This window comes from Rhizobium sp. BK289 (assembly GCF_014193575.1).
Classification (GTDB): Bacteria; Pseudomonadota; Alphaproteobacteria; order Rhizobiales; family Rhizobiaceae; genus Rhizobium; species Rhizobium tropici_C.
Genome location: NZ_JACHZO010000001.1, coordinates 62,676 through 76,260 on the forward strand (window position 1 = coordinate 62,676; position 13,585 = coordinate 76,260).

Below are 13,585 nucleotides of genomic sequence, written 5' to 3' on the forward strand. Positions count from 1 at the left end.
AAATTTTGTGCTCTCCGGCATGTCGACAGGGGATGCTGGCCGGCTTTCGTCTCGATCGATCCCGCTTCGAGGGTCTCACGCTTTTCGTTGCAGTGGCGAGAAAAATCAACTATTGCATGTAGGCGTAGTCTTCTGAACGATCGAGATTAACCGGCTTTGCAAACGTTTTCGCGCGGGTTGCAAACTGCTTGCCAAGACAGCATCATCCGGCCCCATGAGTGGACAGAATCGATTTGCTCCCCCGTCCAGCGGGCAGCAAACTATTAGACGCAGCGACCTGTTGCGGCAGCTCCGGCGCGCCGGGCTGCGTCGTTTGACGACCATCGTCGCGCCGGCCGGTTACGGCAAGACGTCGCTCGCCGTCCAATGGTACGAGTTGTTGAAGGAAGATCGGGTCAAGCTGTGCTGGGTGTCGCTCGATGCCGAGCATACGAGCCAGGAAGCTTTCCTGCTCGCTCTGATCGATGCCCTGCAGACGCTCTCGAACGAGGACGGTGCGGATGCCGGCAATCTGCCGGCTACAGCGCTTCTTTCCGTGCTCGGGACGCGCCTGCGCAAGATCGAAGAGCCGCTCGTCATCTTCCTCGACGACTATCACTTTGCTCAGACGGATGCGACCGAGGCCCTGATGGCAAAGATCCTTGCCGATCTTTCGCTCGAGCATGTCAAGCTGGTGCTGGTCAGCCGCAGTCCGCCGCGCTTTCCTCTGTCGGCATTGCGGCTGCGTGGCGAATTCAAGCAGTTCGGCGTGGCCGAACTCGGTTTTTCCGATGCCGAGGCGCGGGAATTATTTGAGGGCAAGGGCGCGCATCTGACCGAAGAGCAGGTCGGCTCCTTCAATCGCCGCACGGAGGGCTGGGCGGTCGCGTTGCAGATGGTGAGCCTTCTGGTTGCGGAATCCGAGGAAAGCGATACCATTCTCGCCTCCTTCGACGGAGGCGGCGCGGATATGGGCTCTTATCTCTCGGAGCAGGTGTTTGAGCATCTGCCCGAGGATATCCGCTTGTTTCTGATCGAGACTGCGGCCTTGCCGGCCTTCAATCGGCCGCTTCTCGAGGCAGTGCTGGAAACCGGCGAGGACGCGGGCCTGATCGAGCGGCTGAATGAGTACGCCCTTCCGGTGACGCTGCTTGCCGGGCCGGGCAACTGGATGCGGTTCCACCCGGTCTTCAACGAGTTTCTCAAGAGAACCGCCGGCCGCAGGGGTATCGATGCCAACCGTGCGCTGAACCGTGCAGCACACTGGTTCGAGGCTCATGGCGATATAGACCGCGCCGTCCATCACGCGCTTTTGGCGGATAACGCCAATCTTGCAGCGCGTATCGTCGAAACCGCCGGCGGATGGAGGCGTGTCTATGCCACCACGCGGGGCGGCGCAACGCTTTTCCAGGCCTTGAGCGGACATGCCTCGGAGATCGATCTGGTCCGCTTTCCCCTCGCGACGCTAGGACTTTCGATTTTTCATGCCAAAGCGGCACAGCTTGCCGCAGCCAATCACTATCTCGCCACGGCCGAGCGTGCCGCCTCCGGTGATCCGATCCTTGCGAAAGACCTGCGCGTCGTGCGCATTCTCCTTGCGCTTTATACGGATCACTGGGCGAGCACGGCCGATCTCTCGGCATTGGAAGATGATTTGCAGCAGCCGGATGGCATGGAACTCATCCATCGCGCGCTGGCGCTCAATATGCTGTCCTACAATTTCCTGATCCGAGGCGAACTTGATCGGGCGCTGCATTACGGTCATCTCGCCATTCGCGCCTTTCGCGACGGCGGTGCCGATTTCGGTGCGATGCATCTCTACACGCATATCGGCCAGGCCTTCTTTCTGTCGGGCGATTGCGCGAGCGCGCTTGCCTCTTACGACGAATTGATCTGCGAAGCACAAGCCAATATCGGTCCCGGCAGCGATCTCGACGCGGTCGGCCAGGTTCTGAAGGCGGAAGTGCTATCGATGGGGGGCGAGGCAGAGGCCGCGGCCGGCATGCTGGAATGGGCGCTGCCGCATCTCGAGCGCCACGATACATGGTTTGATCTTCTCGCAGCGGGTTTCATGGCCGAACAACGGGTCTTGCGCATGCATGAGGATTTCCTGGCGGCTCACGCCGCCATGGATCGCATCCGTGCGGCGGCGCGGCGGCGCGGCTTCGATCGGCTCAGCCGCCTGATCGATGGCGAGCGTGCCATGCTTCTCATGGCATCGGGTGATCTTGACCAGGCGATCCGGCACGCCGAGGCCAACGGTTTCGGCATACAGGCTATCGTTGCGGATCGCGCCAATCTGCTTTCCATTCATCTGCGCGGCGCGACCCCGGCAATTTTCTGGACGCGCGCTTATCTGGCGCTCGGCGAAGTTTCCAAGGCGCGCGAGGTCTTCGATCAGTTCAGAACGCGTCAATCCCAGCGCCTGCATATTCCGCGCGCGATCGAGCTTGCTCTCATCGACATAGGGATTCTGCTCGCTGAGGACCGTGCCGATGTCGCCGCCGCCCGCCTTTCCGATCTTGTGCTGACGATGCCGCTCGACGACTATCGCGCCTTGCTGCATCTTGATCATGTAGCGGGCCTTGGTGAGCTTCGCTCACTTGCCACTCATCCGACAGTGGCAAACGTGACCCGCAAGCGTCTCCAGTCTCTGCTCGTGGCTGCCGAGACGATGCAGGAGCCGGCCATTGCCGACGTCGGATCCGCCTTTACCGGCCGGGAACATATGGTGCTGGAGTTGCTGAGCTCCGGGCTTTCCAACAAGGAAATCGGCCGGATGCTGGCGCTTTCCGACAACACGATCAAATTCCATCTGCGCAACATCTTCGCCAAGCTCAACGTCTCGACGCGGACGGCAGCCGTCACCGCAGCGCGTCAAAAGGGCATGCTCAATAGGTGACCTACCCGAACGGGTAGGTTTCAGCATGTGTGCCCACCCATCGGGAAGGCTTTCGATGGGCGAAAAAACACCTAATCTGCACTCGTGCGAATATTATAATGCGAGGTAGATTCGTGGTCGTCGTCGATCCGGTGACGCAGGAGATTATCGAGGGCAAGCTGGCAGCCACCGTCGACGAGATGGGTGTGGTCATGGCCAGAACCTCGATGAGCCCGGTCATCTATGAGGTGCTTGATTTTGCCTGCGGTCTCCTGACGCCCGAAGGGGAGCTCGTGGCGCAGATGAACGGCATCACGCTCTTCACCGGCACTTTCGGCACGCAGGTCAAGTCATTGATCGCTCTCTATGGTGAAGATCTGGAAGATGGCGACATTCTCCTGACGAACGATCCCTATTCCGGCGGTACGCATGCCTGCGATTTCGCCATCGTCAAGCCGATCTTCTTCGAAGGGCGGATTCTGGCCTATGCCATCAACGTTGCTCATTATCTTGACGTCGGCGGCTCGGTTCCCGGCTCGCTTGCGCCGAATGCCGTCTCCGTCTTTCAGGAAGGATTGCGGTTGCCGGGTGTGAAAGTCGTGCGCAGCGATCGCTTTTCGGGAGAAGTTCTGCGGATCATCCGCGAGAATGTCCGTTTGCCTGACGTTGCGATCGGCGATCTCACCGCACAGGTGGCGACCGTTCGCGTTGCCGCCCGTCGCATGGCCGAATTGGCCGGCAAATACGGAACCGACGTCGTGAAGACCGCATTCGATCACCTACTGACCGTGAGCGAGAGGCAGGCGCGCGCCGCCATCGCCGCGCTGCCCGACGGGGTCTACGAAGCGACTGACGTTATCGATGGCGACGGCGTCACCACCGATCCTATCAGGGTGCAGGTGGCGGTCACGATCGCCGGTGATCGGCTGACGGCGGATTTCACCGGCTGCCCGCCCGCGGTCGCGGGGCCGATCAATTGTGCGGCAGGTGCGCTGCAATCGGCCGTTCGCACCATCTTCAAGGCGCTGGTGGCGCCGGAGGCGCCGTCCAACGAGGGCTGGTTCCGGCCGCTCACCGTCATCGCGCCGAAAGGTTCGGTTTTCACGGCGGAAAAGCCTTCGCCTACGGGCTGGTATTACGAAGGCTCGGTGCATGCCTCCGAACTCGTCTGGAAGGCGCTCGCCAAACTCATGCCCGAGCGCTTCTCCGCCGGTTCCTATACGAGCCTTTGCGTCGTCTATATCGCTGGCAGGGATGGGACGGGGCAGCCGTTCATCCATATCGAGCCGCAGCATGGCGGCTGGGGCGCGAGCAAGGACGGCGACGGCGCCAATGCGCTGATCGCGCTCACCGATGGCGACACCTACAATTATTCCGTCGAGGTGATCGAAGCGCGCTTTCCCCTGCTCGTGCGCCGCTATGCGCTGAACGTCGAGGGAGGATCGGGCGCCGGTCGCCGCCGCGGCGGTTTCGGCGTCATCCGCGATTACGAGATTCTTGGAGACGATGTATCAGCCTATTGCAGCTTCGGGCGAACGGACACGCCGCCCTGGGGCATCGAGGGAGGCAAGCCCGGCAGCATCAATCTCCTGCAGGTGGAGGATGGCGGCAAGGTCAGCAATTTCGGCCGCGAGCCGCATATCGGGCTGAACCGCGGCGATCTCGTGCGCATCATCACCGGCGGCGGCGGCGGCTGGGGCGAGCCTCACGCACGCGAGCCGGAATATATCCGTCGCGACATCGAAGACGGCTACATCACCCGCGAGGCGGCCCGCAGCCAATATGGATATGAAGAAAGGGTGGCGGGATGATCAGACTGGCGACGGATGTAGGCGGTACTTTTACCGACCTCGTCGGTTATGATGAGCGCACGGGTGAGATCTTCACTGCCAAGAGCCTGACGACTGTTCACGATCAATCCGAAGGCGTCCTTGCGGCGATCGCACTTGCCGAGAAGAAGGACGGGCTTTCGACGCGCGACGTGATCTTCTTCGCCCATGGCGGAACGACCGTCATCAACGCGATCACCGAACGCAAGGGTGTCAGGACGGCGCTGGTGACCACCGCCGGTTTTCGCGACGTATTGGAAATCGGCCGCGGCAATCGCCCCGATCTCTATAATCTCCGGTTCAAAAGCCCGGAGCCCTTCGTACCCCGCAGCCTGCGCTTCGAGGTGCGCGAGCGCATGGATGCCAAGGGCCAGGTGCTGACACCCATCGAGCTTGGCGATGTCGAGGCGATCATCCGCGAGTGCCGCGCCCGCAAGGTCGAGGCGGTGGCCGTGATCTTCCTCCATAGCTACGTCAATCCCGAGCACGAAATCGCCTGCGCCAAGGCGATTGCCGAGGCGTTGCCGGATGTGACTGTCTGCGCCAGCCACGAGGTCTCCCGTCAATGGCGGGAATATGAGCGCTCCAATACGGCGGTGCTCAACGCCTATGTGCAGCCGATCATCAAGCGCTATTTCGCCCGGCTCGAAAGCGCGCTGATGGAGCGCGACCTCACCTGCCCCTACTATGCGATGCAGTCCAATGGCGGCATCTCCACTTTCGATCAGGCCCAGATGAGCCCGCTGACGCTTGTCGAATCCGGGCCCGCGGGTGGTGTTGCGGGTGCCGCACGCATCGGTGCTGTAATGGCTGAATCGGAAGTGCTGTCGCTCGATGTCGGCGGCACGACTGCAAAATGTTCCTTGATTCACGACAGCCGGCCGACGCTCGACAGTGAATACAAGCTCGAGCATACCCGCATCGCGCCCGGCTACCCGGTGCAGGTGCCGGTGGTCGATATCGTCGAGATCGGCGCCGGCGGCGGATCAATCGCTCGCATCGACGAGCGCGGCGCGCTCTGCGTGGGGCCGGAAAGCGCCGGCTCGATACCTGGCCCGGCCTGCTATGGAAGAGGCGGAGACAAACCGACTCTTTCCGACGCCTTGCTGACGCTCGGCATCTTCGATCCGGCGAGCTTTGCCGGCGGGCAGATGCAGCTCGACAAGTCCAAGGCCGCCGCCGCGATTGCGACGATTGCCAAGCCGATGGGCCTGTCGGTCGAGGATGCGGCGCTTGCCATCGTCGAGATCGCCCATGCGTCGATGATCAACGCGCTGAAGCTCGTGACGGTTCAGCGCGGGCACGATCCGCGCGACGCCGCTTTTGTCATTTCCGGCGGCGCCGGTCCTGCGCTTGCCGCAGGTCTCGGGCGTGATCTCGGTGTGAAGGTGACGGTCGTGCCGCCGCATCCCGGCATCTTTTCCGCCTGGGGTATGCTGGCAGCCGAGCCGCGCGCAGATTTCCGCAGCACCTGGTTTGCGCCCCTCGCATCGGAGGCCGTCGGCAATCTCAAGCGCCGGTTCGACGAGTTGAAACGGGATGCGGTCAGATATTTCTCCAAGGGAGATGCGGCCGAGATCCGCTACGTCTGCCGCGTCGAGGCCCGCTATCGCGGCCAGGAACACGGCGTCTTCGCCCTGTTCGAAATGGACGACGACGCCGAAAGCTTTGCGGAACGTTTCCATGCAGCGCATGAGCGCGCCTATACGTTCCGACTGCCCGGCTCCCCGGTCGAAATCACCATGATCCATCTGGAGGCGGTGCTTCACGGTCCGGTCATCGCCATCCCGAAACTCGATCGCGCCGGCCGTTCGCTGGATGCGGCCTTCAAGGGTCATCGCAAGGTCTACTTCGGCGGCACGGTTGGTTGGGTATCCTGCCCCGTCTACGAACGCACGAAACTGCCCGCTTCCGAGAAGATCGCCGGCCCGCTTCTCATCGAGGAGGCGACTGCCACCTCGCTGGTGGCTGCCGGACAGGAGCTTGAAGTGAGCAGGGAGGGGCTGCTGCTCATCCGCGAATGCGATGGGAGAAGCGTCTGATATGGCGATTGCGATCGGTCTCGACCATATCGTCAGGAGTTTCGGGCCGATGCGGGCCGTCGACGACGTGACGCTCGATATCAGGGCAGGGGAGTTCTTTACGCTGCTCGGCTCGTCCGGTTGCGGCAAGAGCTCGCTTTTGAAGCTGATCGGCGGTTTCGACAGGCCGACGTCGGGCCGCGTTCTTTTCGATGGGAAAGATATGGCCGGCGTTCCGGCCAATCGCCGCCCGGTCAATACCGTGTTTCAGTCGCTCGGGCTCTTCCCGCATATGAATGTCGCGCAGAATGTCGGTTATGGGCTGAAGTTGCGTGGACTTGCCGGTGCCGGGCTGAAGGCCAAGGTCGAGAATGCCTTGGATCTCGTCGAACTTTCCGGCTTTGCCGATCGCGACGTCAATCTGCTTTCGGGCGGCCAGCGCCAGCGCGTGGCGCTCGCCCGCGCGCTCGTCATGGAGCCGGGCATCCTCCTCCTCGACGAACCGCTGACCGGACTTGACGAGCGGTTGCGCCAGCAGATGCGCGACGAATTCGGGCGGCTGCACAAGCGTACCGGCGCGACGTTCATTCTCGTTACCCACAATCAGGACGAGGCGCTCAGCCTTTCCGATCGCATGGCGGTCATGCACAAGGGACGCATCGAGCAGACCGATGTGCCGTCCCGCTTTTTCGAGGCGCCGGCCAATGCTTTCGTTGCGCGCTTTGTCGGTATCGATACGCTTCTGAAGCCCGAAAATATTACGGTTTCCGGCGAAAAGGCCGTTGCCACGATTGCCGGCCAACGGCTGAGCGCAAGTTTTTCCGGAGCGCCGCCGCCGTCTGATGCTCTGGTTGCAATCCGTCCAGACCGAATTGAGCTTGTCCCGGCTGCCGCGATAGCGGCCGAAACAATTGAACTTAAGGTTGTCGAAAGTATCTATCGCGGACTCAGCCATGACGTTACGCTCGCTTTCGCCGACAGCCAGCGCGTGGTGCTAACGACCAGCGCGGATGAGACACCGCCCTTGCCGGGCGAAAGCGTGCGTGTGCATCTGAAGCCGGGTGCTGCGCTCTTGATTGATCGTTCCGGAATACCGGCCCTGGCTTCAGGCGATGAGTAGGACCCGAATGGCTGAAACAAGCGAAAAATAAGGGAAGGGAATGACACGATGAACAAAGATAGAGATCTTGCCTCCTCCGCCTTGAGGAGCAACATGCAGCGCCGTGACATGCTCAAACTGATGGGTGCGGGTGCGGCCGCGCTTTCCTTTGGTGGGTTGACCGCGACGCGGGCCATGGCCGATGACGCGACGGTTGCATTCTGGGCCACGGCGACGCTCGACATCGGCGACAAATGGCAGGAATTTGCGCGCCAGAGCGGCGTTTCGCCCGAATTCACCGATAACGGCAATGATGTCGGCCCGGTCGTCGCGCGCCTTGCCGCCGGCAATGCCAATGATCTTTTCGATGTCGGCGGCTTTCAGGGCGGCGCTGAAAGGGAGCTCGCCAAGCAAGGGCTGATTACGCCCTGGGACGTGTCCAAGATCCCGAATTTCGCAGGCATCTGGCAATGGGCCAAAGACATACCGACCTTGACCTATGAAGGCAAGCAATATGGTATCCCGACCGTCGTCAACGCCGACTCCATCATCTACCGCCCCGACAAGCTCGGGAAGGTCGACAGCTATGGCGTCATCTTCGATCCCAAGCTCAAAGGCCGGGTCGCGATGGAGGACGCCTGGATCAACAGCGCCATCTTCACGGCGATCTATCTCAAGGAAGCAGAAAACAAGCCAATCAAGGATCCGGGCAATCTGACGGAATCCGAGCTCGGCCTCGTGATGGAATTCCTGATCAAGCACAAGAAGGACGGGCAATTCCGGACCTTCTGGAATGGCTGGGAGCAGGGCGTGCAGCTGGTGGCGAACGAAGAGGTCGACGCCATGACCGGCTGGGAACCGATTGTCTATGAAGGCCGCAAGCGCGGGCTTCAGGTGGAATATGCCGCACCCGCCGAAGGCTATGAAGGCTGGGGCAACAATACGGTGTTGCTCAAGGGTGCCACGGAGCGTGGCAAGGCCGGGGCGGCCCATAAATTCGTCGATGCATTGCTTGCCGGCCTCTATGGCTGCGAACTGGGCAAGGCGCGCGGCTATCTCGTGCCGACCGACAACAACCTCGCCTATGCCAAGGCCCATCCCGACGAATACAAGGCCGACGACGTCGCCAAGCTCGCCGACCATGTGAAGGCCAAGTTCTCCGGGAAAGTCTACTGGCAGAATTGCCGGCCGGACAACTTCCAACTCTACGAAGAGTGGTGGCAGAGGCTGCGCAACGCCTGATGTAAGGCGATGGAGCGGGGCTGGCCCTTCTGTTCGAGGACAGGCCGGCCCCGAGCCGATGGGATCAACACCGAGAGAAGGAGGGTTAGACCATGAAGACACCGGTTCTATTGCTGGCCGCTCCGCTTGCGGCGATCCTCGTGCTCGGCCTTGCACCGCTGGTCCTGGTCGTGGTCTGGAGCTTCTGTGCCTGGGATTCCGCGACTTACTGGATCAAGCCGGAGTTCAGCCTCGCCGCCTACGGCGCGGTCCTGGAGGCCGGGCGCTGGAGCGTGTTTCTGTCGACCCTCGGCAAAGCATTTCTGACATCGGCTATCTGCCTCGTCATCGCCTATCCCACCGCCTATGCGATGTATTTCCTGGCCGGGCGCAGGCTGTCGGTTCTGCTCGCAGCCCTCCTTACCATCCCGTTTTTCACGTCCTATCTCATCCGCTCCTTTTCCTGGCGGCTGCTGCTTGGTCGTACCGGCGTCATCAACACGCTACTTCAGCACGCCGGGATTATCGACGCGCCGCTCGACTGGCTGCTGTTCAGCGACTTTGCCGTCATCGTCGGGCTGGTCGCCTCCTATCTGCCGTTCGCAACCTTCCCCATCCTGCTCTCCATGCGCCGCGTCGATCCTATCGCGCTGGCGGCATCGCGCGATCTCGGCGCCGGCTTCTGGACGATGGCACGCACCGTACTGTTGCCGCTGACCTATTCCGGTGTTTTTGCCGGGTTCCTGTTCGTCTTCGTCATGGTCGCGGGCTCGTCGACGGAGGTGCAGATGCTCGGCGGCGCCGGCGCATCGATCGTATCGGTGATGATCAATGACGTCATGCGTGTCGCCAATTTTCCGCTCGCCTTTGCGATTTCGACGCTGATGCTCGTGATCGTCTTCGGACTGGTGCTGATCGGAGACGCCATATTCGGCCTCTCCTCGCTGTTCGAGGAGCGCGGCCAATGATCGTCAGGGAGGGTACGACACCGCGCATCGTCATCTGGACGCTGACCATCATCGGTCTCGCCGTGATCTATGCGCCGCCGCTCTATTTGCTCGGCGTCTCCTTCAATCCGGCGCTTCAGCCCGGCCTGCCGCATTTTTCCGATGTTACGCTGAAATGGTATGTCGCGCTCGGGGCGGAAAGCGCGCTTGTCGCCGCGCTCGGCCAGTCGATCATGATAGCGCTGGCGACGGCTGTTATCGCGACCTTGCTGTCGCTCGGTGCGGCGCTCGCATATCGCGAGCTGCACCGCGGCCGCGGACTGTGGTTCCTGGCGGTGCTTCTGCCGATGTTCGTGCCGGGCGTCATCCAGGGACTGGCGCTATCGACCGTTATCAGCCGTGCCGGCGTGAAGGCTTCGGCCTTGACCGTCATTGCCGGCCATCTGCTGTGGGCGATGCCTTTTGCCTTCATCGTCATCCTGACAAGCTTTGCCGCCGTCAAGCGCACCTACCTGATGGCGGCAGACGATCTTGGTGCAAGCCGGCTCCGGCAGTTCCTGGATATTACGCTGCCGTTGATCCGCCCGGGTCTCGTCAGCGCCTTCATCTTTTCGCTCCTGCTGTCGCTCAACGAGTTTACGCGCGCCTTCTATCTGGCCGGTCGCCAAAACACGTTGCCGGTGGTGCTGTTCGGCAAGATGAATGCCGGCGCTTCGCCGACGATTTACGCCATGTCCGGCGCAATCTTTCTAATCTCCAGCGTTTGCGTGGTGGTCGTGGCACTGCGTTCGCTGCTCATGCAACGCCGAGCGGGTTGATCGATATGAAAAAACAACCGACGGACCACACACTCCGCCACCCCCTGATCCTCCATGAACGGGAATATAGAGGATGAAACAAGAGTCCAAGCTGATGGCGCTGATCCGCGCTGGAAAAAGACAGGAAGCGTTTGACATGGTCGAGCGGCTGAAAGCGGTCACGCAATCGCTGCCGACGTCGATCAAGGTGGATCGAACCGGTGCGGTGACCTATTACAAAGGAAACCGCCGTTTCGTAAGAAACTTGCAGGGCGGCTGGGAATTGGCGCCGAAGAAAAAGTAGATCGACGACATACGAGTTCTGGCGTCGTCCTCGCGACCCGATCAGGGTCGGAGAAATGACAGCTGTCCGTGATCGCAGTTGCGGCGGATGCCGTGATCGTAGCTTGCGAAAATGCGATATGACGATGGCTAATCGCGCAGCGATGATCAAGAAAGTAATGAGAGCTTTATCAAGTATCTAATATAATTAAGATGTAATAATATTAGAAAGTATCTTATTTAGAAATATAAAATTAACACCCAAAGCCTAATGTCTCCTCGACCGTCATCGCATAGATGGCGGCCGATTGAAGGAGACAGGAGCATGTATCGTGTTTCTCATTTCGGCAGGGACAAGAAGGGAGCTGCAGCGGTCGAATTCGCTTTAATCGCGCCGCTTTTTTTCCTATTGCTTCTCACATTGGTTGCCTTCGGCATCTATCTCGCCGCGGCCCATTCCCTACAGCAGCTGACCGCCGATGCCGCGCGAACCGCGATCGCGGGATTGTCGGCCACGGAGCGAAGCCAGCTGGTCCAGGATTTCGTCTCCCGCTCGACGATTAACGACGCCTTCATCAACAAGGACAAGCTGACGGTCACCGTCGCGACAGACCCGGCCAATGCCAACCAGTTCACCGTGAGCGCCGCCTACGACGCATCCAATCTTCCGATCTGGAATCTCTATACTTTCGCCATGCCGGATTCGACCATCCGCCGTTATTCGACCATTCGGCTGGGAGGTCTCTGATGAAGAGGCTTCTCGGTCGGCTCGCCTCCTTGACGGACAGGCGGGGAAACGTCGCGGTGACCACTGCGCTTGCCTCCCCCTTGATCCTTTACTGCCTTGGCCTCGGCATCGATTACGGCATGATGACGCTGCAGCAGCGGCGCCTGCAGCAATTGAGCGACATTGGCGCAATCACGGCTGCCGCCGATATCGCAAATGCGCAGAGCGCGCTCCTGGCCAATCTTCAAAGCAACGGCACGACGGCCGCAGTGGCATCGGGCAGCAGCTACATGACCGCAAACGGGCAGATCACGACGGCGGCGGCCACGTCGGGTCAATATGAAACCTTGGGCAATATGGTTCTAGGGTCCTATAAGGCAGACACATCCGTGGCGCCTCAAAACCGCTTCACGCCGGGGACTTCCCTCTCCGATTCCGTAAGGGTCACGCTGACGCAGAAGGCGGTGATGCCTTTTGCCTCCGCCTTTGCCGACCCGCCGACCTTGAGCGCCACGGGTACCGCTTCCAGCGAGCGTTTGGCAGCTTTTTCTATCGGCTCCCGGTTGGCGAGCCTCAATGGCGGCATTCTAAACCAGCTTCTGGGCTCTCTTCTTGGGACGCAGGTCTCTCTCAATCTCGTCGACTATCAGGCGCTCATCAGCGCGAAGGTAAACCTTTTAAGCTTCCTCAATCTGTTGGCGACGGATCTCAAGCTGACAGGGGTAAGCTACGATCAGCTCCTGGCGACCGATGTCACCTATGACAAGATTCTTGGCGCGCTTGGCAAATCGTCCAATCTTTCCCCGGCAGTCGTCACCATCATCAACAATCTGGGCAAGACGCTGGGAACCACGAAGCTCACCGTCAAGCTGCAGGATATCGTGAACCTCGGTCCTCTCGGTACGGATGTCGTGGGAACCGCGCCCAACCTGACTTCCACGATCAGCGTTATGGACCTGATCTCCGCAACCGCGATGGCCGCCAATCAGCAAAGGCAGATCGCGCTCGATCTTGGGGCTAACGTGCCGGGTCTTGCAGCGACGAAGATGACGCTGGCGATCGGGGAGATCGCACAACAAGCACCGGCGGCCGCCGTGGGCGCGCCGGGCACTATCGTTCGCACGCCGCAAGTGCGCGCGGCAATCGAAGTTTCGGTCACCGGCCTGTCCCTGATTGCAGGCTTGAAGATCAGGGTGCCGCTTTATGTTGAGATCGCGCCTGCCGAGGCCAAGCTTGCCTCGATAAGCTGTGTCGGCGGCAGCATGCCGAACGCCGTCGTCGGGATCGACGCCGTACCCGGCGTGGCGGAGATTGCGCTTGGGGACGTCGATACTTCGGCTTTCGTGAATTTCGGCTCCAAGCCACGCGTTACTCCAGCAGCCATCATCGATTCCCTGCTTCTGAAGGTGATCGCAAGCGCGCAGGTCGATATCGCCAATATGAGCCCGACACGCGTGACCTTTCAGCCCTCGGAAATTTCTGCCGGCACAGTCAAGACCGTTTCAACCAGCACTATCCTGACCTCGGCCGTCCAGTCACTTCTGAAAAATGCCAATATCAGCATTCAGGTGCTCATTCTGACCCTTGGCACGCCGAGCGCGGTGCTGGGAGCCGTCGCCGATACGCTGTCTGCCGTCACCGCTCCGGTCGACCAGCTCCTCTACAATCTGCTTGGCGTCCTTGGCGTCGGTGTCGGCCAGGCCGACATAAAGGTGACCGATGCGCGCTGCATGCAGCCCGTACTCGTTCAGTGAGGCTTGAGCATCGCGGTCGATCACCGGCAAGGACCGCTCAGGCTCATC

10 protein-coding genes are annotated in these 13,585 nt (G+C 60.8%); all 10 read left to right on the top strand.

Annotation, left to right across the window (positions count from 1 at the left end; translation table 11 throughout):
- Window positions 1–313: 313 nt before the first annotated feature.
- The 10 genes from FHT84_RS00285 to FHT84_RS00330 all read left to right on the top strand — a co-directional run bounded on the left by FHT84_RS00285 (window position 314) and on the right by FHT84_RS00330 (window position 13,537).
- Window positions 314–2,881, top strand: a complete 2,568-nt coding sequence (locus FHT84_RS00285; RefSeq protein WP_246698433.1) for a LuxR C-terminal-related transcriptional regulator — start codon at window positions 314–316, stop codon at window positions 2,879–2,881.
- Window positions 2,882–2,979: 98 nt separating this feature from the next.
- Window positions 2,980–4,671 carry a hydantoinase B/oxoprolinase family protein gene (locus FHT84_RS00290; protein WP_112344516.1) on the top strand — a complete coding sequence of 564 codons (1,692 nt, stop codon included), beginning with the start codon at window positions 2,980–2,982 and terminating at the stop codon, window positions 4,669–4,671.
- The gene (locus FHT84_RS00295) at window positions 4,668–6,731 is read left to right on the top strand and encodes a hydantoinase/oxoprolinase family protein (protein ID WP_112344517.1); all 2,064 of its coding nucleotides are present in this window, start codon (window positions 4,668–4,670) and stop codon (window positions 6,729–6,731) included. The genes FHT84_RS00290 and FHT84_RS00295 overlap by 4 nt, the downstream gene beginning before the upstream one ends.
- 1 nt (window position 6,732) lies before the next feature.
- Window positions 6,733–7,830 (top strand): ABC transporter ATP-binding protein, encoded by a 1,098-nt coding sequence (locus tag FHT84_RS00300; protein WP_112344518.1) that lies wholly within the window; start codon window positions 6,733–6,735, stop codon window positions 7,828–7,830.
- A gap of 48 nt (window positions 7,831–7,878) precedes the next feature.
- Complete coding sequence (locus FHT84_RS00305; RefSeq protein ID WP_183761246.1) at window positions 7,879–9,051, top strand: extracellular solute-binding protein; 1,173 nt, start codon at window positions 7,879–7,881, stop codon at window positions 9,049–9,051.
- A gap of 92 nt (window positions 9,052–9,143) precedes the next feature.
- Window positions 9,144–9,998: an ABC transporter permease gene (locus tag FHT84_RS00310; RefSeq protein WP_113250303.1), complete on the top strand. Its 855-nt coding sequence runs from the start codon at window positions 9,144–9,146 to the stop codon at window positions 9,996–9,998.
- Window positions 9,995–10,795 carry an ABC transporter permease gene (locus tag FHT84_RS00315; protein WP_113250304.1) on the top strand — a complete coding sequence of 267 codons (801 nt, stop codon included), beginning with the start codon at window positions 9,995–9,997 and terminating at the stop codon, window positions 10,793–10,795. The genes FHT84_RS00310 and FHT84_RS00315 overlap by 4 nt, the downstream gene beginning before the upstream one ends.
- Before the next feature lie 94 nt (window positions 10,796–10,889).
- Window positions 10,890–11,078 carry a hypothetical protein gene (locus FHT84_RS00320; RefSeq protein ID WP_245430456.1) on the top strand — a complete coding sequence of 63 codons (189 nt, stop codon included), beginning with the start codon at window positions 10,890–10,892 and terminating at the stop codon, window positions 11,076–11,078.
- Window positions 11,079–11,381: 303 nt separating this feature from the next.
- Complete coding sequence (locus FHT84_RS00325; protein ID WP_112344523.1) at window positions 11,382–11,804, top strand: TadE/TadG family type IV pilus assembly protein; 423 nt, start codon at window positions 11,382–11,384, stop codon at window positions 11,802–11,804.
- On the top strand, window positions 11,804–13,537 hold the full coding sequence (locus FHT84_RS00330; protein WP_112344524.1) for a pilus assembly protein TadG-related protein: 1,734 nt from the start codon (window positions 11,804–11,806) through the stop codon (window positions 13,535–13,537). The genes FHT84_RS00325 and FHT84_RS00330 overlap by 1 nt, the downstream gene beginning before the upstream one ends.
- The last annotated feature ends 48 nt before the right edge of the window (window positions 13,538–13,585 follow it).